Annotated in this window: 20 protein-coding genes; 14 read left to right on the forward strand and 6 right to left on the reverse strand. The window is 60.7% G+C overall.

Annotation, left to right across the window (positions count from 1 at the left end):
• Window positions 1–93: 93 nt before the first annotated feature.
• The 7 genes from ACVI9W_RS25225 (at window position 94) to ACVI9W_RS25255 (ending at window position 6,666) form a co-directional block, all read left to right on the forward strand.
• A complete protein-coding gene (locus tag ACVI9W_RS25225; protein ID WP_461531681.1) occupies window positions 94–1,062 on the forward strand; it encodes an endonuclease in 969 nt (322 codons plus the stop codon).
• Between the two features lie 137 nt (window positions 1,063–1,199).
• Window positions 1,200–1,622, forward strand: coding sequence for a glycine zipper domain-containing protein (locus tag ACVI9W_RS25230; RefSeq protein ID WP_038610976.1), 423 nt, complete (start codon window positions 1,200–1,202; stop codon window positions 1,620–1,622).
• A gap of 122 nt (window positions 1,623–1,744) precedes the next feature.
• Entirely contained in the window at window positions 1,745–3,019 is a 1,275-nt protein-coding gene (locus ACVI9W_RS25235) for a flavohemoglobin expression-modulating QEGLA motif protein (RefSeq protein ID WP_461531682.1), read from the forward strand.
• Window positions 3,020–3,101: 82 nt separating this feature from the next.
• The gene (locus ACVI9W_RS25240) at window positions 3,102–4,133 is read left to right on the forward strand and encodes a hypothetical protein (protein WP_461531683.1); all 1,032 of its coding nucleotides are present in this window, start codon (window positions 3,102–3,104) and stop codon (window positions 4,131–4,133) included.
• A 386-nt stretch (window positions 4,134–4,519) separates the two neighbouring features.
• On the forward strand, window positions 4,520–4,822 hold the full coding sequence (locus tag ACVI9W_RS25245) for a DUF6124 family protein (RefSeq protein ID WP_461531684.1): 303 nt from the start codon (window positions 4,520–4,522) through the stop codon (window positions 4,820–4,822).
• Between the two features lie 71 nt (window positions 4,823–4,893).
• Window positions 4,894–5,754: a patatin-like phospholipase family protein gene (locus ACVI9W_RS25250; protein WP_461531685.1), complete on the forward strand. Its 861-nt coding sequence runs from the start codon at window positions 4,894–4,896 to the stop codon at window positions 5,752–5,754.
• 63 nt (window positions 5,755–5,817) lie between these two features.
• On the forward strand, window positions 5,818–6,666 hold the full coding sequence (locus ACVI9W_RS25255; protein WP_461531686.1) for a mechanosensitive ion channel family protein: 849 nt from the start codon (window positions 5,818–5,820) through the stop codon (window positions 6,664–6,666).
• Window positions 6,667–6,734: 68 nt separating this feature from the next.
• Here ACVI9W_RS25255 and ACVI9W_RS25260 read toward each other — a convergent pair whose 3' ends face one another.
• Window positions 6,735–7,352 carry a TetR/AcrR family transcriptional regulator gene (locus ACVI9W_RS25260; protein WP_461531687.1) on the reverse strand — a complete coding sequence of 206 codons (618 nt, stop codon included), beginning with the start codon at window positions 7,350–7,352 and terminating at the stop codon, window positions 6,735–6,737.
• Between the two features lie 234 nt (window positions 7,353–7,586).
• On the opposite strand from ACVI9W_RS25260, the gene ACVI9W_RS25265 reads away from it, so the two are divergent.
• From ACVI9W_RS25265 to ACVI9W_RS25290, 6 genes are all read left to right on the forward strand, one after another.
• Window positions 7,587–8,453, forward strand: a complete 867-nt coding sequence (locus ACVI9W_RS25265; RefSeq protein ID WP_461531688.1) for a fumarylacetoacetate hydrolase family protein — start codon at window positions 7,587–7,589, stop codon at window positions 8,451–8,453.
• A gap of 172 nt (window positions 8,454–8,625) precedes the next feature.
• Entirely contained in the window at window positions 8,626–9,624 is a 999-nt protein-coding gene (locus tag ACVI9W_RS25270) for a 2,4,5-trihydroxytoluene oxygenase (protein WP_461531689.1), read from the forward strand.
• Between the two features lie 21 nt (window positions 9,625–9,645).
• The gene (locus ACVI9W_RS25275) at window positions 9,646–10,257 is read left to right on the forward strand and encodes a malonic semialdehyde reductase (RefSeq protein ID WP_461531690.1); all 612 of its coding nucleotides are present in this window, start codon (window positions 9,646–9,648) and stop codon (window positions 10,255–10,257) included.
• A gap of 127 nt (window positions 10,258–10,384) precedes the next feature.
• Window positions 10,385–11,623, forward strand: a complete 1,239-nt coding sequence (locus ACVI9W_RS25280) for an MFS transporter (RefSeq protein WP_461531691.1) — start codon at window positions 10,385–10,387, stop codon at window positions 11,621–11,623.
• Between the two features lie 77 nt (window positions 11,624–11,700).
• The gene (locus ACVI9W_RS25285) at window positions 11,701–13,203 is read left to right on the forward strand and encodes a CoA-acylating methylmalonate-semialdehyde dehydrogenase (RefSeq protein ID WP_461531692.1); all 1,503 of its coding nucleotides are present in this window, start codon (window positions 11,701–11,703) and stop codon (window positions 13,201–13,203) included.
• Window positions 13,204–13,289: 86 nt separating this feature from the next.
• Window positions 13,290–14,144 carry a hypothetical protein gene (locus ACVI9W_RS25290; RefSeq protein WP_422415018.1) on the forward strand — a complete coding sequence of 285 codons (855 nt, stop codon included), beginning with the start codon at window positions 13,290–13,292 and terminating at the stop codon, window positions 14,142–14,144.
• A gap of 1,003 nt (window positions 14,145–15,147) precedes the next feature.
• Here ACVI9W_RS25290 and ACVI9W_RS25295 read toward each other — a convergent pair.
• From ACVI9W_RS25295 to ACVI9W_RS25305, 3 genes are all read right to left on the reverse strand, one after another.
• On the reverse strand, window positions 15,148–16,914 hold the full coding sequence (locus ACVI9W_RS25295; protein ID WP_461531693.1) for an FAD-dependent monooxygenase: 1,767 nt from the start codon (window positions 16,912–16,914) through the stop codon (window positions 15,148–15,150).
• Window positions 16,915–17,056: 142 nt separating this feature from the next.
• Entirely contained in the window at window positions 17,057–17,962 is a 906-nt protein-coding gene (locus ACVI9W_RS25300) for a VOC family protein (RefSeq protein ID WP_461531694.1), read from the reverse strand.
• Window positions 17,963–18,032: 70 nt separating this feature from the next.
• Complete coding sequence (locus ACVI9W_RS25305) at window positions 18,033–18,866, reverse strand: fumarylacetoacetate hydrolase family protein (RefSeq protein ID WP_461531695.1); 834 nt, start codon at window positions 18,864–18,866, stop codon at window positions 18,033–18,035.
• 171 nt (window positions 18,867–19,037) lie between these two features.
• Here ACVI9W_RS25305 and ACVI9W_RS25310 point away from each other — a divergent pair, with 171 nt between their 5' ends.
• Window positions 19,038–19,742 carry an FCD domain-containing protein gene (locus ACVI9W_RS25310; RefSeq protein WP_461531696.1) on the forward strand — a complete coding sequence of 235 codons (705 nt, stop codon included), beginning with the start codon at window positions 19,038–19,040 and terminating at the stop codon, window positions 19,740–19,742.
• 14 nt (window positions 19,743–19,756) lie between these two features.
• Here ACVI9W_RS25310 and ACVI9W_RS25315 read toward each other — a convergent pair whose 3' ends face one another.
• On the reverse strand, window positions 19,757–20,179 hold the full coding sequence (locus ACVI9W_RS25315; RefSeq protein WP_461531697.1) for a PA0061/PA0062 family lipoprotein: 423 nt from the start codon (window positions 20,177–20,179) through the stop codon (window positions 19,757–19,759).
• A 101-nt stretch (window positions 20,180–20,280) separates the two neighbouring features.
• Complete coding sequence (locus ACVI9W_RS25320; RefSeq protein ID WP_038610995.1) at window positions 20,281–20,787, reverse strand: DUF3015 domain-containing protein; 507 nt, start codon at window positions 20,785–20,787, stop codon at window positions 20,281–20,283.
• Between the last annotated feature and the right edge of the window lie 59 nt (window positions 20,788–20,846).

Here is a 20,846-nt window from a genome sequence, read left to right on the forward strand (position 1 = left end):
TTGCTTATGAGTGTGCCGTTGTGAATATCCAACCCATAGGCGCAAGAGTAAGGACAGTTATACTGCGCGATCCTTAAGCCGATGATTTGATTCATGAAAAAGCTGTTGTCTGTTGTAGCACTGATGTTTTGCGTAGCCACTGCCGCCCTCTCCTCACCGCCTGCGACATTTTCTGAAGCCAAGGTCATCGCCAAGCAGAAGGTCTATCTCGACCAGGCCAACAGCCCCATGGGTGAACTCTACTGTGGCTGCAAGTGGACATGGGTAGGCAAATCCGGTGGCCGCGTTGATCCCGGATCCTGCGGCTATGAAACCCGCAAGGAGCAAACCCGCGCTGAGCGGACCGAGTGGGAACACATCGTTCCGGCCTGGACTTTTGGCCACCAACGCCAGTGCTGGAAGAACGGTGGGCGGGAACATTGCGTTGACGAAGATCCGGTGTTCCGTGCCATGGAAGCTGATCTGTTCAACTTGTACCCGTCGGTAGGCGAAGTGAACGGCGATCGCAGCAATTTCAACTACGGCATGAACCAGGGGATTGCTCGCCAATACGGTCAGTGCGCGACCACGGTCGACTTCAAGCAAAAAACCGCAGAGCCGCGTGACGAAGTAAAGGGCCTGGTTGCTCGCACCACCTTCTATATGTTCGATCGCTACAAGCTGAGCATGTCCCGTCAGCAACAACAGTTGCTCATGGCATGGGACAAGCAGCATCCGGTAACGGCCTGGGAGAAAGAGCGCGATCGCCGTATTGCCACAATCATGGGGCACTCCAACCCGTTCGTTACCGGCCAACGCAGCTGGACCACGGGATACAAGCCTGTTGGTGACGGTGTCGTGAGCGCGGTCCCGATGCGCACCGCACAGCCCACGCCAAAACCCACCCTGGCCAGTGCATCTACCGCCATCGGTGCGATCATCGGCAACCAGAAAAGTCATGTTTATCATCTGCCGAGCGGCTGCCCTGGCTATCTGCAGGTGTCTGCAAAAAATCAGGTGTCGTTCGCATCGGAATCTGAAGCTCAGGCGGCAGGTTATCGCAAAGCTGGCAACTGCAAATAGCGGTACAGCGAGCGCGACAGGCGGTCGAGCTTTCGGCCCGGTGTGTTGATTTACGTCTATGAACTCTGGAAGGCGCGTTGTCCGCACTTTTCGCATCTGACAGACTCTAACGCTGTACACCCTTTGAGATTAACGAAATGCGAAAAATAGTTGCTGTATTTGCACTTACTCTTGCCGTAGCACCAGCGGTCTTTGCCGGGGAAACCACCAATACCGCCGTGGGCGGAGGCTTGGGTGGCGCCTTGGGCAGTGTGGTCGGCCAGGCGGTTGGCGGTAGCACCGGTGCTGCCATCGGTGCCGGCGTCGGTGGTGCAGCAGGTGGCGCAGTGAGCGCGAAGGATGGCAAAAAAACCGAAGCCGCCATTGGCGGTGGCCTTGGCGCAGCCAGCGGTCAGGTGGTGGGGCGTAGCGTCGGTGGCACGACCGGAGGCGCCATAGGTGCCGGCCTCGGCGGTGCGGCCGGTAGCGCCATCGGCAATAGCATGGCGGATGACGATGACCATCACGATAACCACAAGTCCAGCCACAAGCATAAGCACAAAAACAAGCACAAACATTGAACCTGGTACGCTGGCGACAGGCGCCAGCGGCCATAAAAGGCAAGCGACAGGGCTGATTCACCGCACTACACCGGCAACGACTAAGCTGGTGCGATGGATCTTCGACTCTCAAGGTGAATGCCATGAGTGCCCTGTCGCTGTCTGAACTCGATGCCGCGCTGCCCGCTTTAACCCGCAAGATCCGCGTACTCGACGCGCTGGCGTGGCCCGAGGGTGTCGAGGAGGTTTTCCTTGCCCAGTGGCGCAGCGGCAAGGCGCAACTACCCAAGGTCGAATTCAGCCCGCGCGAGCACAGCGCCGAGATCGCAGCGCTGGACAGTTTTGTCGAACATTGCGATCAGGGGCATCCAGCCGGACAATTTCTCGCCAGAACCGCACACAGCTATGCCACGGCCGGGCGCATGCTGGGCGCCATGGGTACCCCGGCGTTTACCCGGTATTCGTCGGCGCTGTACCGTCGTCCGGATTTTTACTACCCCAGGCAAAAGCTGAGCATGCTCGACGCCGCCCACTTCTTTCTGAAAACCACCGACGCCCTGTTGGGTGGCAACTGTATTCCCCCCAGCCCTGCCGAGATTCCGGCCGATGTATTTGCCGCCTGGCTGCAGCCGGAGCTGGACCGCTTTTTTGGTGCCGGCCAGATCAGTATCAAGCTTGAACCTGAGCTAGCCGCCAAAGCCATCGCCGGCACCAGCCGTATTCGCCTGCGGGCCAGCGCCTTGTTCAGCGAACTGGACAAGCAGCAGTTGCTGCAGCACGAAGCCTTTGTGCATGTGGCCACCGCGCAGAACGGTGCGCGCCAGCCCAACCTCAAATGCCTGGCCCTGGGGGCGCCACGCACCACCCAGACACAAGAAGGCATTGCCACGCTGGCCGAGCTGTTCACCGGCAGCATGGACATCAACCGCTTGCGCCGCCTCGCCTTGCGCGTGCTTGCGGTGCAGCAAGCGCTCGATGGCGCCGACTTCATCCAGGTGTTTGAAGGCTTTCTCAAGGCCGGCCAGTCGCCGGAAGAGTCCTTTCGCTCAGCGCAGCGGATTTTCCGCGGCGCCAATGTCCGAGGGGGTTCGGCGTTTACCAAGGATGCCGCGTACCTGACCGGATTGCTCGGTGTGCACACCCTGCTGCGCGTGGCGATCCGCGACAACCGCCCGGAACTGGTGGGGCATTTGTTTGCCGGGCGCCTGAGCCTGGGCGATACCTTGCACCTGGCGCCGCTGTTTGAGTCGGGCTGGTTGGTGGGGCCAACCTATATTCCGGCCTGGGCCAGTGACCTGCGCCGGCTTGCCGCCAACCTCGCCTTTTCTGCCTTTATCGCCCGGGTCAAACTGGATGTGCTCGATCTGCAGCGGTTCATGGACTTTGAAGACGAGCACGAAGTTTCTGTCAGACCGTAAGGATCACAACCAGCTGATTGAGCGATGGAGTTGTCCTTCGGCTATGATGGCCGCCCGTCAGACATCTGGAAGTCCGATCTGTATGCTCAAGCCCTTGGCCATACTGACCCTTGCTTGTGCTACCGGCTACGGCTACGCCGCGCCTACCGACCTCGCCGGGGTCTGGAAAGGCACCCTCGGCAAGAGCACGATCACCGCCTGTTTCAACGCCGCCCCCGACAGCAATGGTAGCTACTACTACCAGCGCTTCCTCACGCCGATCCAGCTAACCCAGGAAAAGGCCGGCGAACCCTGGGCCGAAGACGGCAAGACGGGGTTCTGGCAACTGGACGCTCTGCAGGGCGATACGCTGACCGGAACCTGGAGCAAGGCGGCAGGCGCTACCCCGTTGCCCTTGGTGCTTACGCGCTCAAGTGCTGAAGGCTGTGGTGGCGATGCTTATAACGCGCCAATGGAGGCAGCGCCGTTGCCCGTCACGGTAGAGAAAAAAACCTTCGGCGAGCACACCTATCAGGTCAGGACCCAGGGCGCCCAGGTCACCCTCAAGCTGGAGGGTGACAGCCCGGCCATCCACAAGATCAATCAACAACTGGCACGCCTGGCCGTCAGCCCCGACGGCCAGAATGCGTTCTTCAGCGAGCGACGTGAATTCCTCGGTCGCATCGGCTCCGCTTACACCAGCGAGATCAGCGTTGACCCGACGTATTGGTCGTCTCAGTGGCTCACCGTCAGGTTTTACCGCTGGAGCGCAGGCTTTGGTCGTGGTGGCATCAGTTGGGGCTTGCACACCTGGAACCTGCAGACCGGTGAAAGTGTCGATCCCTGGACCTGGATCGGTACAGGTTTTGAGTGGTACAGCCCCTTCTCCGGGCAGGTCAAGCTGCCGAAAAATTTCGCCACCTGGCTCGAGACCCAGGCCGCGGCGGACAGCGACTGCCCCGGCGTGGCGAGCTACGAGTCCTACGACCTGAGTTTCGACACCCAGGGCATGCAACTGGCCAACCAGCCCATTGGCGATGGCTGTGACGTAGACGTGACCTTCAGTTGGAGTCAGCTGGAGCCGCTGCTCTCGGCACAAGGTCGGGCAGCGCTACCAAGCCTGCAGGTGCCGTGAGCAACGCCTGGATATGACTGCAGCCGACGCGAGCAGCGACTACATCCTTCAAGTCAGTTGCTCCCACAGCTATCTGCGACAAATCGCGATGCTGTAGGTGTTTTCTGTCAGACCGTTCTGAATCATACTTCCGCCGCCGTTGCTCTGTTGTGCCGGGGCCTTCATGGGCCTAGGCTGCTGCCGTCGTTGGAAAATCCAATGACCGGATTTAGCAGTCCGAAGACGCATCTAGAGCTCAACGGAAACCGCTATATGGCGGCTGTACGTGGGGCACCTTCGGGTGCGCCGGTTTCGCTCTAGGTGCCCGGTCTGCTAACCCGCGTATAGCTGCCACCCTTCGTTTAGCAGCGAATCGTGGCCGCTCCACCGCACCTTCGGAGCACCTCATGAAAAAGCTCGTCCCCGATCCCCCCAGTTTCGACCTTTCCAACGCAACCACCGCCGACACCCCGTTCGGCACCAATCGATTGTTCGCTGTCCGCGCCGGCATTCCCGCCGAAGAAGCGTTACTGCATGCGTGCCATCTACTGCAATGTGCCGAAGCTACGGTCCACGATGCGGTCGATCACCTCACGCTCAACGACCGCTCCCTGGTGTGCGGCGCGGGCCAGCACATCGAGACAGCGCGTGCACTGATCGATGCCGTACTTGATGGTGTAGGCGTGATCCGCATCTTCGATCCCCACTGACAGGCACCCGCAAGCAACGCCGACCCGCCAGCTACACTAAGTCGACACATTGCTGCACAGAGACTTCGAGCATGGCGACCAACACCGCAATCGTATTCGCTGGCGGCGGCAGCCTGGGTGCGGTGCAGGTCGGCATGTTGCGGGCCCTGGTCGAGGCTGATGTTCGATTCGACATGGTGGTTGGCGCTTCGGTAGGTGCGATCAACGGTGCCTACTTTGCCGCAAGGCCCGATTCCGACGGTGTCGCAGCGCTCGAAGGGTTCTGGCGCGGGCTGAGTAAAAACGACATCTTCCCCCTCTCCTGGCTGGACACCTGTAGAGGACTGATGAAACGGCGTGGCTATCTGCTGCAACCGTCGGCCTTGAACCGATTACTGGGTCAGGCACTGCCCATCCATCGCATCGAAGAGGCCACGCTGCCCCTGCACATCGTCACCACCGACCTGCTCAGTGGTGCCGAGACTGTGCTGTCCAGTGGCGAACTCGAGCAGGCGTTACTGGCCAGTGCTGCCATCCCGTTGGTGTTCCCCTGCGTACAGATCGCCGATCGGTTCCTGGTTGACGGCGGCGTGGCAAGCAATACGCCTATCTCCACTGCAGTAGCCTTGGGCGCCAGCAACGTCGTGGTCATCCCCACCGGCGTGAGTTGCGCCCTGACCCACCCCCCCCGAGGCCTGGTCGCCTTGGCCCTGCACACCGTCAATCTGATGAGCATGCGCCAACTGGTGAGCGACATCGAACACTTCCGCACCCTCACCAGCCTGCACATCGTCCCGCCTTTGTGCCCTGTGGATGTCTCGGTGTTCAACTTCGACCAGACCGAGTCTTTGCTACAGCGTGCCTATGAGCAGACTCTCCGCTGGCTGGAACACGGGGGACTCGAGCGCACCAAGGTGCCGGGGGCCCTGACCCTCCATTCACATGCCCATTAGCTGGCGTGGCACACAGCTTGTGCTAGCGTTTTGAGGCCAATCCCTCATTTTCGAGCCCCAGCCATGGACGAAACCATCGTTAACGTGACCACCGAAAAGTTCAACGCGCTAATCGCTCTGGTGCAACAGTACGGGGCCGCTTTTGCGGTCAAGATTCTCTCTGCCATCGCCTTTTGGATCGTCGGTCGCTGGTTGATCGGTTTTGCCGTCGGCATGGTGCAGCGGGCCCTGACCAAACAGAAGCTCGACCCGACCGTGCTGCGCTATGTCGGCTCAGTCATCACCGTGACGCTGAATATCATGCTGGTGATCGGCATCCTCGGTTACCTCGGTATGCAGACCACCACCTTCGCCGCGCTGCTCGCTGCGGTCGGTCTGGCCATCGGCATGGCCTGGTCGGGGCTGCTGGCCAACTTGGCGGCCGGTGCCTTTATCATCGTCCTGCGCCCGTTCAAGGTCGGTGATTTCATCAGCGCCGGCGGCGTGATCGGTACGGTCACCGAGATCGGTCTGTTCGCTACCGCGATCAACACCCCGGACAACGTGCTGACCCTGGTCGGCAACAACAAGATTTTCAGCGACAACATCCAGAACTTCACCCACAACCCGCACCGCCGCGTCGAGCTGCAGGCGCAGTTGTCTGGCGCAGCAGACTGGAAAGCGGCTGCGGCGTTGCTCAAACAGCACATCGCGGCGCTGCCCAATGTGCTCGCGGAGCCTGGGGTGGATGTGGAGATTCTGGAGTTCAACCTGGTCGGCCCGGTGCTGGCAGTGCGCCCGCACTGCCATAATGATCACTATTGGCAGGTCTATTTCGACACCAACCGCACCATCAAGGACGCCCTCGGTGAAGCCGGCTTCCCGGCGCCGATGCCGGCGCAGACGGTGATCGTCCAGCAGCAAGCCGGGTAAGTCGCAGCGCCTTGACGCCGCCTACGGTGCTACGCGTTCCGTGGGCGGGTCGAGGCGTTGTCTGATAGCTATAGCTTCAAACCACCCAGAAAGATGTTGATGGCTTCGTCTACCCTGCGCTGTCGATCCAGCTCGGACGGTATGTCCATCAAGCCGAGAAGGCAGCGCAACTGGAAGTCGCCCGTCAGCGCATCCAGAAACAGCACGGCCCGGGTTTGCGCATCACCCGCCTGCACGATTCCGGCCTTCTCGGCCCAGCCGAAGTAATCGCGCAGGCAGCCATAAGCAGCTCCCGGCGCTGCATCGAAAAACGCCCGGGCAGCTTCCGGTGCCCGCAACGCCTCGGCCACGATCAGCCGATGCATGGCGATCGTTCGCGGCGCAAGAATGACCTCAAGGAAGGTTTCGGCAATCGTGCGCAATGCCTCCGGTAGCGGTTTGCAGCTGAGGTCCATATGCGTGAGCGGGTTGACGATCTGCTCGCACAGACGGGCGATGATCGCCGCAAACAAACCGTCCTTGTCGCCGAAGTAGGCATACACGGTACGTTTGGAACCACCGATGCGGGCAATGATTGCATCCACGCTCACCCCGGCATACCCCTCTTCCAGGAACATTTCCGTCGCCGTCGCGAGAATCCCCTCCCTCTTTTCGGCTTGCCGCTTACTTTCCACCCGCTCGCTCAAGAAGCACCTCTTCCTTTCGATTCGACATCGTTCCGCGCATAGCCTACCTGCCCTGCGGGGGGCGTTCCACATTCGCAATACAATCGCATATCAAACCTGATCATTTATTCCAAACACGTCTTATCGGCGCCATTGACATGAAGAAATGACAATGGGAATCTTCGAACAGCAAAACGGTACGGTACGGTACCGTTTACATAAGCCTTGAAAAATAATAACAGCGAGGTATGGATCATGCGTTTTGTCAGTTTTGCCGAGGGTGCTATCAAGGGTCTGGCCGTGGAGACCCCAAATGGCCTGCGTGGCCTCACCGAAAATCTGCCTGGCTATCCGGGCTCACTGTTCGAGCTGCTCGGACGCGGCGCCCAGGCCCTGCAACACGCGCACCGCCAGCTAAGCGAAGCGCCTCTGCTCGACGCTTCCCGTATCCGCTATCTACCGCCGATCGAGCGGCCGGGGAAAATCGTCTGTGTCGGCCTGAACTACGCGGATCACACCAAAGAAAGTCCCTACGAGCAGCCGGACTACCCCACCTTCTTCCCCCGCTTCTCCACGACCCTGATTGGCCACGGTGAAGCCATTGTGCGCCCGCAGGCTTCCGAGCAACTGGATTACGAAGGCGAACTGGCAGTGATCATCGGCACGCGCGGCCGCCACATATCCCGGGAGAATGCCTTGGCGCATGTTGCCGGGTACTCGATCTTCAACGAAGCCTCGGTACGTGATTACCAGTTCAAGTCGCCGCAATGGACCATTGGCAAGAACTTTGATGCCACCGGCGCTTTCGGCCCTGCCTTCGTCAGCGCTGACGAACTGCCAGCCGGCGCCCGTGGCCTGGCGCTGACCACACGCCTGAACGGCAAGGTCGAACAGCAAGGCAACACCGCCGACATGGTCTTCGATGTCGCGCAACTCATCGCTGTGCTCAGCGAAGCCGTCACCCTCGAACCTGGCGATGTCATCGTCACCGGTACCCCGGCCGGTATCGGCTGGGCTCGCCGCCCAATGCTGTTCATGCAGCCTGGTGATCTCTGCACCGTGGAGATCGAAGGCCTGGGTACCTTGAGCAATCCGATCGCCGCCGAGACGCCGCCCGCCTGAGACGGCGCCCTGCTCGTTAGTCGAAAACCCGTTCGCCTTTAACAGGCGGGAGCGATCCCGGCTGCCTACGCCCGGACCGATTTTCGGTTCGCGCAGGCGGCTGCCCGGAAAACGCCCCCGCGCCAGCGAATGCCCAAACCCATCGTCGGCCCTGGGCTGAGGAGACGCAGCCATGCTGCACATCAAAGACATCAACCACGTGGTCTACCGGCATGCCGATCTCGACCTGCTTGAACGCTTCCTGCTCGATTTCGGCCTGACCGTAAGCCACCGGACCGAACAGCGTCTTTACCTGCGCGGCACCGGTACGCTGCCTTATGTCTATATCGCCGAGCGCGCCGACACCCCGTCTCTGGGCGCCATCGCTTTCGCCGTTGAATCCTTTGCCGACCTGCACGTTGCCGAACGCTTGCCAGGTGCTTCAGCAATCCAGGTGCTGAAGCACCCCGGCGGTGGTCATTGCGTGGTGTTACATGATCCATCCGGACGGCGCATTGAACTGGTGCACGGTATCCAGCCGGTCGAAGCACTGGCGCAACGCTCGGCGCTGGTACTCAATTCGGCGGTTGAGAAACGCCGCTTTGGCGACGTACAACGGCCCGGCAAGGGACCGGCAAAGGTCATGCGCCTGGGGCATGTCGCCATCGGCGTCGCCGACATGCCCAGCATGATCGGCTGGTACCGCAACGTGCTGGGCATGCTGCCCTCCGACCTGATCGTCGAAGGTGACGAGCAGGATTGCCCGTCCGCTGCGTTCCTGCGCCTGAACCGCGGCAGCAACTGGACCGATCACCACACCATTGCGCTTTTCCAGGCCAGTCGTGACGTGGTCCATCATGCCTCATTCGAGGTCCAGGATTTCGATGCCCAGTGCCTGGGTCACGAGTGGATGGACGATCAGGGCTGGACGCCATTCTGGGGTGTCGGGCGCCATGTACTCGGCAGCCAGATATTCGACTACTGGCGCGACCCGTCGGGCAACCTCATCGAACACTTCACCGACGGCGATCTGTTCAATCACACCTCCCCGATGAACTGCACCCAGGCCTGTGACTCCAGTCTTTACCAGTGGGGCCCACCCATGTCGGTGGAGTACTTCCTCGGTGGCAGCAATGAAAATGAAACCGTCACCCCGCGTTCGCTGGCCGAGCGCCGGCGCCACGCCCGCTGAACGCTACAGGAGCCCAGCACAATGAAAGAACCATTGTCCAACCACGGACTCGACCTGCTGTTTCGCGATGCCCGCAGCCAGAACGGATGGCTCGACAAAGCCGTCGACGACGACACCTTGCGCGCCATCTACGACCTGGTGCGCTGGGGCCCGACCAGTACCAACGGTTGCCCGGCACGCATCGTCTTCCTGCGTAGCGCCGAGGCCAAGGCGCGCCTGCTGCCCGCACTGGCGGCGGGCAACGTGGAGAAAACCCTGCAGGCGCCGGTGACGGCGATCATCGGTTACGACGCCAACTTTCATGAGCAGCTACCGCGGCTGTTTCCGCACAACCCAGGCATGCGCGATTGGTACGCAGCGCAGCCACAGGTGATTGATGCGGCCGCACTGCGCAACAGTTCGCTGCAGGGCGGCTACTTCATTCTCGCCGCACGGGCCCTGGGCCTGGACTGTGGGCCAATGTCCGGCTTCGACCACGAGCGCGTCGACGCCGAATTCTTCGCCAGCAGCACCCGCTTCCCCGGCCAGCAAGTGAAAACCAACTTTCTCTGCAACCTCGGTTATGGCGACCCCTCGAAACTGTTCCCGCGCAGCCCGCGCCTGAGCTTCGAAGAGAGCTGTGCCCTGCTGTAGAGACTCCGAACTGCCGAACGCCAAGCGCGCAACGCCGTACACAACAAAAACAAGGAGAACACCATGCGGCACAACCACCCGACCTTCCCTTCCACATATCGGCTCAATCGCTGACGGAGACGCAACCATGCAGAACATCTCGAAATGGCATGTGCTCGTCGGCGGTTTCCTCGCCTACCTGTTCGACGCGATGGAAATCATCCTGCTGACCATCGCCTTGCCGGTGATCCAGCAGGACTTGGGGCTGTCCATAGGCCAGGCCGGCATGCTCGCCTCGGCGACATTGCTTGGCATCGGTTTCAGCAGCATTACCACCGGCTGGTACTCGGACAATTTTGGCCGGCGCAAGGCGCTTTTACTCTCGCTGGTGAGCTTTGGCGCACTGACCATGGCCGTGGCATCCACCCATGACTGGTACTTGCTACTGTTGTTGCGCTTTTTCTCGGGCCTGGGCCTGGGTGGCGTGTGGGGCATTGTTTCGGCCTATATCGCCGAGACCTGGCCTGCACACCAACGCGCCCGGGCCACCGGCTTCGTACTCAGTTCATTTCCGGTGGGCGCGGCAATCGCGGCGATGGCTGGCAAGGCATTCCTGCCGGACTGGCAGCTGCTGTTCCTTGCAGCGGGTATCTCGACGCTCATTCCTGTGCTTTACCTTTGGCTGTTCGTACCGGAGTCACCTGAATGGAAAGCGCAGAAAGCTATCGCTGCCACCTGCACGGATGTACCCATCAATGCCTCGGTTCGCGAAATCTTCGCCCCGGGTCTGCTGCGCGTGACGCTGCTAGGTACTGCTGCGGCAAGCTGTTCGGTGATCGGCTTCTGGGGCGCCAGCACTTGGCTGCCCACCTATCTGGTGCACGAACGCGGGCTGGCAATCGGCATGATGGCGCACTTCATGACCATCCTGAACATTGGTGCGTTCATCGGCATCAACGCCTTCGGGCTGTTTGCTGACCGCATCGGCAAGCGCAATGCCACATTGCTGTCGCTTCTGGGCAGCTCGGTGATGCTGGCGATCTACGCACTTACCACCGACAACCAGGTGCTGTTCTGGCTGGGCCCGGTGTACGCCTTCTTCTATGCCTTTGCCAGCCTGTTCGCCTCCTATTTCAGTGCCCTCTACCCGGTGCGGATACGCACCATCGGTGCCGGTTTTTGCTTCAACTTCGGCCGCGGCCTTGCCGCCTTCGCACCCCTGCTGCTCAGCGGTATTGCCATCCACCACAGCCTGGCGCTCGGCTTGCTGGTCTGCGCCGGATTCTTCGCCGCTGGCATGCTGATCATGTTCTTCATGCCCCATGCCGAAACACCGCTGGGTCACCCCGCAAACCCGTTGAAACCGGCGCAATCCGCCACTTCCTGAATCCCCGCCCCTGAATCGCAGCCTCGCTACCCGGCATTTGAGCTGCCGGATCGGGACTGCTCGCCTGGAGAAAACCGATGATTACCTTGCAGCACTACATCAATGGCCAGCGCCGCGAAAGCCGCAGTGGTCGCTTCAACGAAGTACGCAACCCAGCCACAGGACAGTTGAGCACCCAGGTTGCGCTGGCCAGCGCCGAGGAGCTGAACGAAGCGGTTGCCGCCGCCAAGGCTGCCTTCCCGGCATGGTCGGCAACCACGCCACTGCGTCGCGCTCGGGTCCTGAGCCGCTTCAAGGAATTGCTGGAGCAGAATGCCGAACGACTCGCGACGATTATCAGCGCTGAACACGGTAAAGTGCATTCCGATGCCATGGGCGAGGTTGTGCGCGGCCTGGAGGTGGTGGAGTTCGCCTGCGGCGCCCCGCACCTGCTCAAGGGCGAAGTTACCGAAAACATCGGGAGTCACATCGACTCGCACGCAATGCGCCAGGCGCTTGGCGTAGTCGCCGGGATTACCCCGTTCAACTTCCCGGCGATGGTCGCCCTGTGGATGTTCCCGGTAGCCCTGGCCTGCGGCAATACCTTTGTCCTCAAACCGTCCGAGCGCGATCCGTCAGCGGCGTTGCTGCTTGCCGAACTGCTGTCCGAGGCCGGCTTGCCCGACGGCGTATTCAACGTAGTCAATGGTGACAAGGAGGCCGTCGACGCCATCCTTGCGCACCCGGACGTGCAAGCGGTCAGCTTCGTCGGCTCCACGCCCATCGCCCGCTATATCTACGCCACCGGCGCGGCCAACGGTAAGCGCGTGCAGGCGCTGGGCGGCGCGAAAAACCATATGGTGGTGATGCCTGACGCCGACCTCGACAAGGCGGTCGACGCCTTGATGGGAGCGGCCTATGGCGCCGCGGGTGAACGCTGCATGGCGATTTCCGTTGCTGTCGCGGTGGGCGATGCGACCGCCGATGCGTTGATCGAACGCCTCGCACCGCGAGTGCGTGCCCTGCAGATCGGTCCTGGTAGCGACCCGCAAGCCGAAATGGGCCCATTGATCAGCCGCGAGCACCTGGAGCGCGTACGCGGCTATGTCGATGTTGGTGTCGAGGAAGGCGCAACGCTGGTGGTAGACGGCCGCGACTTTCGCATGCAGCAACCCGGCTACGAGAACGGCTTCTACCTCGGTGGCAGTCTGTTCGACGACGTCGCCGCTCACATGCGCATCTATCAAGAGGAGATTTTTGGCCCCGTGCTCGGTGTGGTCAGGGTTCAGAGCTACCAGGAGGCGGTGGCCCTGATCAATGCCCACCAGTACGCCAACGGCACCGCCATCTTCACGCGCGATGGCGATTCGGCACGCATGTTCGGTCACGAGATCCAGGTCGGCATGGTCGGCATCAACGTGCCCATCCCGGTGCCCATGGCCTTCCACAGCTTCGGCGGCTGGAAAAACTCGCTGTTCGGCGACCACCACATGCATGGCCCTGAAGGCGTGCGCTTCTACACCCGCCTCAAGACCATCACCTCGCGCTGGATGAGTGGCATCCGCACCGGCGCCGACTTTGTCATGCCGACCATGAAGTGAACCCCGGGCGGTACTCGACCGCCCTTCCCTCACGCCGCCTGCACGCACACCCCGCGCAGGTGGCAAACAACCGGAAACGCACCTAGATGAACGCAAAACAATTACAAGAACGCATTTGCAAGGTACTGACCGCACTTACCCTGAGCAGCACGGCCGTTGCCGCCGATGCGGCGCAATGGAGCGACACTTTCGTCGGCTTTCGCTACGGTGAGCATTACAGCGAGCCGCCGGTGGACAAGAAGATCCAGAAGGAGATCTACCAGCTTGGCCACAGCAGCGGCAACGAATGGGGCATGAACTTCTTCAATCTGGATGTGCTCAAGTCCGACAGCAATGATCCAAAGAAAGACAGCGACTCAGGTGCCGTCGAGGCGTACCTGGTCTATCGCCACCAGTTGTTCCTGAGCAAGGTGTTCGATCGTTCCCTGCGCTACGGCCCGATCAAGGACATCGCGCTGACCGGCGGTGTCGAACTGAACTACAAGAACAACGACTTCTCCACCCGCAAACGTCAACTACTGGTAGGCCCTACGCTTAAATTCGATGTACCCGGTTATCTGGACCTGAGCCTGTTGTATTCCATGGAATGGAATCACTGCGGCTTGCCCGCGTGTAAAACCGAGAACATCGAGTTCGATCCCTATTATGTGGTGCATCTGGCCTGGGGCTATCCCTTCCAGCTTGGCGAGGTACCGCTCAAGTTTCACGGGTTTGCCAGTTACAAAACCGCGAAGGGCAAGGACTATTTCGACGACGACACCGGAGAGGAAAGCCTGGTACGCGGTGCATTGATGGTCGATGTCGGCAAGCTGGTGTTTGGCGCCAGGAACAAGTTCTGGGCCGGCCCTGGATATGAGTGGTGGCACCATAAGTACGGTGCAATGCACAAACCTGGCGTCAATAGCCATGCCCCGACACTCCATATGGAGTGGCATTTCTAAGGATGTTCATGGAATCCCGGGGAGCATGATCTTGGGGGTGGGCTGGGCTGGGCTGGGTTTCGAATGGGAACTTATCCATTCAATGCGGCGCCGCTGCCGGCCCCTTCCGCCTTTACGGCGGGTCCCTTTTGTCTTGGCAAAAGGAACCAAAACCGCTGGCTCCTGCATACGGCCCTACGCTGCGCTCCGGGTCCCTTCGCTACGGTGCCCTCCAGGGGCATCGCGGCCTACGACTTGCTTCGCCAAGTCTACGGCTCGCGAACTTCGGCTTTGGCCGAAGGGTGCTGCGCACCAGCCCCCTCCAGACACCTACGCTCAGCCTCCTGAAGTCGCAAAGTTACGGGTGGCGCCTGCATTGACGCATCTTCGAAATCAGATTCTGGCGGCGCCAGGATGTCATCGCGGGGCAAGCCCGCTCCCACCGGGTTAATTGATCTCCCGGTGGGAGCGGGCTTGCCCCGCGATATCGACCCGCCAGTTACAGCGCTTCGCGGGAAAATCCCGCTTCAACGTGTTGATCTTGATCTTCATACACGCAATTTCAGGCGCCGCGGATTGCGACTTCAGGAGGCTGAGCGGAGGTGCCTGTAGGGGCCAGTGCGTAGCACCTTCGGCGTAGCCGAAGAGCGCGAGCCGTAGACTTGGCGAAGCAAGTCGTAGGCCGCGTGGCCCCGGAAGGTGCCGGAGCGAAGGGACCCGGAGCGCAGCGTAGGGCCGTATGTAGGAGCCAGCGGCTTTGCCTACTTTCCCCAAGAGGAAAGTAGGCCGCCGTAAAGGCGGAAGGGGCCGGCAGCATCACCACACAAAATGGATAAGCTCACAACCTCAACAGCTCAGCTCAGCCCCAAGCTCATACCCACCACAATTCCGTGAAGAACCATTTCTAAGCCCGGCGAAGCGTCTTGCACAGTGGGTGTCGGGGAATGCACTAATGCGCCCCTGACACCCTTGGACAACCGCTATAAGGCCCACACGCTTGAGTTATCTCAAAGCAGTGAAGAGATTACTGACGGGCCAGGACGGCCCTGAGTGCCTGCAACAAGTCGGCATCGGCGGTTGGCGATGCGCCCTGCGCTCGCCAGGCGACATGCTGGTCGGGACGCACCAGCACACAGCCGTCCTCATTGATCCAGCGCAGGCGAGCCCAGTCACCATAGCTGTCGGCGTAATCCAGCCCCAGACCAATGCGGCGCACCTTAAGTTCAATACCCAGCTCACGGGCGACCGCTTCGGCGGCCTGAGACCAGGCCTCACCTCCATGCCCGGTAAGCAAGGTCATGTGCCCGTGACCACAGATATCCAACGTGGAAAGCTTGCGGCCGGCGCCGTCGTTCAACCAGGCATGCGGCAGGCGCGCCCCCGGCCAGGTGGTCGGGTGATAATAAAGTTCGGGATCGCGCACATAGGCTGGAGCTTCACTGCCATCGCTCAGCACGGCGCAGCTGGCATAACGCTGCCCCAGCTCCACACCATGGCAGTTGAACTGGTAGTGCTGCAGCTGGATGGCCTGTTCCAGTGCCGCGCGACGCTGACGGCCCAGCGGGCTGCTGGCGTTGAGTTCGTTAAGGCTCGCCCAGCCTTCGGCCTCGCTCTGGCCGGGCTCGAACCCCAGGGCGTTAGAGATCGGCAGCATGTTCTGGACGCTGGCCATGGCCCGATCGACTACCTGACGCCCCACCGGCTGGCGTTCCTGGGAATAGCTGTCCAGCAAGCCTGGCCCGGCCTCGCGTTTGAGAACCATGGCCAGTTTCCAGGCAAGGTTATAGGCGTCCTGCACCGAAGTGTTGGTGCCCAGGCCGTTGGCCGGTGGATGCCGATGCACGGCGTCGCCGCAGCAGAATACCCGGCCTTCGGAGTAGCGGTCGGCGACTACGTGGTTGATCTGCCACTTGCTGGTGGTCAGCACTTCGATCGGTATCTCGGCATCGCCGATAACCCGCCGGGCCCGCTCGATCACCGCCGCTTCACTCAGGTCTGGCTCGCCCTGGGCCGGGTCGTACATGAACAGCATCACCCACTCATTCCAGGGCCGCACACAGATAAAGGTGCCGCTGCCCACCCAGTAATCGTTGCCGGGCTGCACCATCCAGTAGAGAACACCCGGACGGCTTTCGCAGTAACGCCGCAGATCGGCCCGCAGCCAGACGTTGACCGCACATCCCAGGCCGACCTCGCCTTGCAGCGGGATTCCCAGCAACTCCATCACCCGGCTGCGTGCACCGTCCGCGCCAATCATGTATTGCGCCCGCACAGTGAACTCGCGTCCGGTGCCTCGATCGAGTATGCGGGCGGTTACGCCGTCAGCGTCCTGGGTGAAGTCCAACAGTTCGTTGTTGAAGCGCATTTCGCTACCGGCGCGCAACGCTTCATTGGCCAGAATCGGTTCCACCAGGTGCTGGGGGATGTTGCACATCGCCGACGGGCTGGCCAGTTCATAGTCAGACTTGCGCTCGATGGCGTTACCCCAGGTCAGCAAGCGCCCCAGCTCCTGGCCGCTGAAACTGGTGGCCCAGACGTTATTGGCCATCAGTTCGTGGGGACTTGCAGCGGCGACCACCTGTGGCTCGACCCCGGCATCGCGGAAAACTTCCATGGTGCGCTGATTGGTGATGTGCGCACGTGGCCCATTGGCAGTCCAGCGGTACTTGTTGATCAGCAGGTTGCCAATGCCATAGCGAGACAGCAACAGGGAGGCTGTCAGGCCGGAAGGGCCACCTCCGACGATCAGGACAGGGACTTCGATGACTTCAGACGTATTTTGCAGATTCATAACATTACTCCGCACTCTTGTTCTTGGAATCGCACTACCCAAGACCCGCTTGAAGATTGGCGGACAAGCCGATCCCGTGCCAGATGCCAGAGGCAGCCGGCCAAAGCGTAAAATGGGCGTTAAACGGTCATTGGCGCGCCGATCAGCTGCCGACCTCAGTGTTCAGAATGAAGTAGTCAGGAACGGCCGGCCCCCAGAGATACAGCGAGCTCTCGGCCGGAAAATCACCTGCCGGCCACTCACTCCCGGCCTCGATGAAATCCATCTCGGTGGAGTATTCGCTGAACGATCCCCAAGGATCGCGCACGTAATGGAAGTAGTTGGAACCCAGGCAATGCCGGCCGGTGCCCCAGCCCTGAACGTACCCCGCAGCAGCCATCTGCTCGGCGCCATTGCCAACCTCGTCGATGCTGGTCACTTCCCAGGCGGCGTGATGGAAGCCTTTGCCCGTACTTTTGGCAAAGGCCACCAAGTGGTGGTCGCAACCGTGACGAGCATGGGTGAAGGCAATCACGTCCTGGGAGCGGTCGGAGAGTTTCAAACCCAGCGCTTGTTCATAAAAGGCAACAGAGCGCGATACATCGGGGGAAAACAACAGCACATGGGACAAGCGCTGCGGCCGGACCTGGCTCACCGTGTCCCTGCTGCCCACGCCCCGCAGCGTACGCACGCTTTCGGGTGTTTCGCGACGGCTATCGGGCATCGTCTTGGCGCCTGCCTTGATTTGCAGCAGGTTGCCGTCCGGATCACGAAACCAGAAGCCGGTGCCGTCACCTTGCTCAAGGGTCGCTCCGCTACGTACCACTTGCTCGCGCAACGAATCGAGGTCGGCCTCGAAGCAATTGAAACTGATCCATGCCAGTGACTTGCTCGCCCCCGGTAGCAAGCTGACCCAACGATGCCCATCGCCAGCCTGGATATCCAGCTGGCCATCGCGCTCGCACACATCCAGGCCGAAGTGCTCGAAAAAGTGCCGGCCCTGTGCCAGCGACGGAACGAACAATGCGTAATGATCGATCGAATGCACGCCACGAGACGTGATGTTCATGATCGCTTCCCTCGTCTTGTTGTTGTCGAAGCCTCAGCGACGAGGCTTCTGCACTTTTATGTGGGGGGGCTCAGACTTCATCGACCACTGGGTTGACCAGTCGGCCAATGCCTTCGATGGACACCTCCACCACGTCGCCAGCCTTGAGGTAAACCTTGGGGTTCATGCCAAAACCAACGCCGGCCGGGGTACCGCTGACAATGACGTCGCCAGCCTCCAGGGTCACCGCCTCGCTCAACGTGGAAATGATCGTGGCGACGTCAAACAGCATGTCCTCGGTATTGGCTGACTGCACGACCTTGCCATTGACCCGCGTCTGCAACAGCAAGCCCTTGCCGCCAAGCGGCAGTTCGTCAGCGGTGACCAGGTCGGGGCCGAAGGCGCCGGTGTCGTCGAAATTCTTGCCGACAGTCCACTGCGGCGACTTGAACTGGTAGTCGCGCACCGAGCCTTCGTTGAACAGTGCATAGCCGGCCACGCAATCCAGGGCTTTATCCTTCGGGATATGGCGGCCACCGCTCTTGAGCACCACGGCCATCTCGCCTTCGTAATCCAGGGTGTCGGACACCCGCGGACGAACCAGTGGCTTGTTGTGGGCCGTCAGGCTGCTGGCAAAGCGTGGGAACAAGGTCGGGTAGTCCGGCTGTGCGTAGGGCGATTCCTTGGTGTGGTCGGCATAGTTGAGACCAACACAGATGATCTTGCCCGGCTTGCGCATCAGCGGCAGGTAGTCCTGCTCAGCAATCTCGACAACGTCGCCCTGAACTTCCGCCCCATGGCGAGTGAGGTCCACGCCACGCGCCAGCAGCGATTCGAGCGTTTCCTCACCCAGCACCTTGACGCCTTCAGGGGTACGCACGCCGAGCACAGCACGGCCTTGATGATTGAAAGACACATAACGCATGGATCCTGACCTCTTCTTGTGTTGTTTGGCCACCGTCGGCAAGGACGGAATGGCTCAAAGCTAAGCCCGAATAAATATATAGTCAACAAAATATATATTTTATTGGGATTTTCTACAAAGCGTCGGTCTGTGTATGATTTCACTCATAGCGGATGCATTCGGGATACTGTCATGAATCAACCAGAACGCTGGGTAGACGGCGGCAATGGCGCCGACAAACGCACCATGGCTTCCCAGCTTGAGACGCGCGTACGCCAGGACATCATCAATGGTCGCTTGCTGCCAGGCAGCAAGCTGCGCCTCAAAGAGCTGGCCGAGTCCTATGACGCCGGGGTGATCCCGCTGCGCGAAGCCTTGTCGCGCCTGGCCGCCACCGGCTTCGTGGTGGCCACTGAGCAGAAAGGCTTCAGTGTCGGCCATATCTCGGCCAAGGAAATTCGCGACATCACCAACACCCGCCTGCTGATCGAGTGCCAGGCATTGCGCTTATCGATCAGCCAGGGCGACCTGGAGTGGGAGAGCCGGCTGATTGCCGCTCACCATCGCCTCGACCGCCTACCGGTGGTCGAGGGGCCCGAGCGAATGCTGCGACCTGACTGGGAACAGGCTCATGAGGTGTTCCATGCCGCGCTGCTGTCGGCCTGCGGCTCACAGTGGCTGCTGCGCTTTTCCGGCATGCTCCGCGACCAGACCGCCCGTTATCGCCAGCTTTCGCTGCTCTATGCAGAAAGCATCGATCGCGACGTGCCAGGCGAACACCGTGCACTGTTGGAGGCAGCGCTGGCCCGTGATTGCGAGCGAGCCTGCGCATTGCTCAGTGAGCATTACGAAACCACTACGCTCAACGTCCTCAAGCATGAACGTCTGAGCATCTGAAGCCATACCCTACGTTACATGAGGCAGTAGTAATCGCTGACTTCTGCGACGATCTCACGCTTGGCGTTGTACAACCGTGCCTCAGGGGTCATGGCCATCGAGCGGCCTTCGAGAACGTAGCGTTGGCCAGCTTCGAAATGCTCGTAGTGAATGGTCAGGTAACAGACACGTACGGTGGGGCCGCCCATCATGCCCATGCCCCCGCCACCGGTTACTTCATAGTCGAAGCGCACGATCAGCTCATGGCGGCCGGGGCTGACTTCGAAAAAGCGCCCGTCGCTCAGGCGCTGTTTATCCAGACGCTCGGCCAACAGCAAGCGGTCGTTGGGGAACGGTGTAGAGAAATCGACCCAGGCCATCTGGGGATTAGCCGCTGGCATCGGCGCCTGACAAGCCGCAACAACACTGGCTGCAAGTAACAGCATCATCCTGCGCATGATAAATGCCCGAAGGAATTACATATTCAGCATAGCGCCATCCATCGGCTGGCACATGAGAAAGCCCTCCGTGGAGGGCTCGATCGACAACTGCCAGGTTGCTAGCCGGGTTGCTGCACGTAGCGCGCCAGGCGTGGGTCGCGGCTCATTACCGCCAGGGTGTTGCTATAGACCTGTTCGGCGGTGACATCCTGATTGGCAAAGATCTCATCGAAATGCCGGTGGGTGACACTGGCAAAGTGTTGACGATCATCGCTGGGAACCCCCAGCAACGTGGCATAGGCGCTCAATGCTTCACCATTGCCTCTGGCCATGTCCTCGGAAATGCCCTCAAGCATGTTGTTCATCGCCAGCATCGAGCGGCCACCATAGCCCAGCTTGGTTTTCGAGTCGCAGCCGTTGGTGCCGGAGGTCAGGCCAAAAGTAGCGTTGCCAGAGGTGCCGTTGGTGGTTGTCGCCAGCAAGTGGGGCCCCAGGCCGCTTTTCCCTTCAAACAGCATGTTGCCCCAACCACAGCCATTTCCCCCTGCTTGTGCTGCCTGCACGGAAATTGCGGCAGCACTGAGGAGCCCAAGTAAAACTGCCTTGCCGATCAGCTTGTTTGTCATGCTCGTCTTCCTTTGGTCGTATTACGCCATGGACACGCGAACGCTGGAGCAACGAATCG

The sequence above is a fragment of the Pseudomonas sp. 210_17 TE3656 genome (genome assembly GCF_054821965.1).

Coding starts and splice junctions, on each gene's coding strand:
- ACVI9W_RS25225 (WP_461531681.1), top strand. CDS start 94: ATGAAAAAGCTGTTGTCTGTTGTAGCACTGATGTTTTGCGTAGCCACT.
- ACVI9W_RS25230 (WP_038610976.1), top strand. CDS start 1,200: ATGCGAAAAATAGTTGCTGTATTTGCACTTACTCTTGCCGTAGCACCA.
- ACVI9W_RS25235 (WP_461531682.1), top strand. CDS start 1,745: ATGAGTGCCCTGTCGCTGTCTGAACTCGATGCCGCGCTGCCCGCTTTA.
- ACVI9W_RS25240 (WP_461531683.1), top strand. CDS start 3,102: ATGCTCAAGCCCTTGGCCATACTGACCCTTGCTTGTGCTACCGGCTAC.
- ACVI9W_RS25245 (WP_461531684.1), top strand. CDS start 4,520: ATGAAAAAGCTCGTCCCCGATCCCCCCAGTTTCGACCTTTCCAACGCA.
- ACVI9W_RS25250 (WP_461531685.1), top strand. CDS start 4,894: ATGGCGACCAACACCGCAATCGTATTCGCTGGCGGCGGCAGCCTGGGT.
- ACVI9W_RS25255 (WP_461531686.1), top strand. CDS start 5,818: ATGGACGAAACCATCGTTAACGTGACCACCGAAAAGTTCAACGCGCTA.
- ACVI9W_RS25265 (WP_461531688.1), top strand. CDS start 7,587: ATGCGTTTTGTCAGTTTTGCCGAGGGTGCTATCAAGGGTCTGGCCGTG.
- ACVI9W_RS25270 (WP_461531689.1), top strand. CDS start 8,626: ATGCTGCACATCAAAGACATCAACCACGTGGTCTACCGGCATGCCGAT.
- ACVI9W_RS25275 (WP_461531690.1), top strand. CDS start 9,646: ATGAAAGAACCATTGTCCAACCACGGACTCGACCTGCTGTTTCGCGAT.
- ACVI9W_RS25280 (WP_461531691.1), top strand. CDS start 10,385: ATGCAGAACATCTCGAAATGGCATGTGCTCGTCGGCGGTTTCCTCGCC.
- ACVI9W_RS25285 (WP_461531692.1), top strand. CDS start 11,701: ATGATTACCTTGCAGCACTACATCAATGGCCAGCGCCGCGAAAGCCGC.
- ACVI9W_RS25290 (WP_422415018.1), top strand. CDS start 13,290: ATGAACGCAAAACAATTACAAGAACGCATTTGCAAGGTACTGACCGCA.
- ACVI9W_RS25295 (WP_461531693.1), bottom strand. CDS start 16,914: ATGAATCTGCAAAATACGTCTGAAGTCATCGAAGTCCCTGTCCTGATC.
- ACVI9W_RS25300 (WP_461531694.1), bottom strand. CDS start 17,962: ATGAACATCACGTCTCGTGGCGTGCATTCGATCGATCATTACGCATTG.
- ACVI9W_RS25305 (WP_461531695.1), bottom strand. CDS start 18,866: ATGCGTTATGTGTCTTTCAATCATCAAGGCCGTGCTGTGCTCGGCGTG.
- ACVI9W_RS25310 (WP_461531696.1), top strand. CDS start 19,038: ATGAATCAACCAGAACGCTGGGTAGACGGCGGCAATGGCGCCGACAAA.
- ACVI9W_RS25315 (WP_461531697.1), bottom strand. CDS start 20,179: ATGCGCAGGATGATGCTGTTACTTGCAGCCAGTGTTGTTGCGGCTTGT.
- ACVI9W_RS25320 (WP_038610995.1), bottom strand. CDS start 20,787: ATGACAAACAAGCTGATCGGCAAGGCAGTTTTACTTGGGCTCCTCAGT.